Origin of the sequence: Pseudoalteromonas sp. Z1A8, assembly GCF_011378855.1 — a bacterium.
GTDB lineage: Bacteria > Pseudomonadota > Gammaproteobacteria > Enterobacterales > Alteromonadaceae > Pseudoalteromonas.
This window is the reverse complement of record NZ_WTLB01000135.1, coordinates 1-635: the sequence shown is the minus strand read 5'-3', so window position 1 is coordinate 635 and position 635 is coordinate 1. Positions and strand designations below refer to the sequence as shown.

1 pseudogene is annotated in these 635 nt (G+C 43.8%); it reads left to right on the top strand.

Going from position 1 to position 635, the window contains the following annotated elements:
* Positions 1 to 635: pseudogene (locus GQR55_RS20020) on the top strand (IS630 family transposase); the annotation flags it as partial.

The window sequence follows — 635 nt, the reverse complement described above, 5'->3', positions numbered from 1 at the left end:
CGATCATATTTACAAACTGCTCAAGAAGCGTGGGTTTAGTTGGGTCACAAGCCGTTCTAAGCACCCAAAGCAGTCAAATGAAAGCCAAGAGGCTTTTAAAAAAGTTCCAAGTGGAAACGATCCTTCACACCCCAGGGCATCTCCCTTTAGATCGCATTGATGTTTGGTTTCAAGATGAAGCACGGTTTGGACAACAAAATCAAACAACACGCTTATGGGCTGAAACAGGCTCGAGGCCTCGTGTAACAAAACAACAGCAGTTTGAGTATGGATACTTATTTGGCGCAGTGTGCCCAAGTAATGGTAAAACAGAAGCGCTGATCAGCCCTATCGTCAATAAAGGCGTCATGACGCAACACATGGAATTAATATCAAAAGCCACGGAGGCAGGACGTCATGCGGTCGTGATCGTTGATGGCGCTGGTTGGCATACTATTGATACTGTACAACCATTCAATAATGTCACGCTAATAAAACTTCCGCCTTACTCCCCGGAGTTAAATCCAATAGAGCAAGTATGGAGTTGGATACGGCAACACTGTCTATCTAATCGTGTGTTTAGTTGCTATGAAGAAATAGTTGAACAGGTTTCGCAAGCGTGGAACAAATTCATTTCTGTTCCAGATACGGTTAAA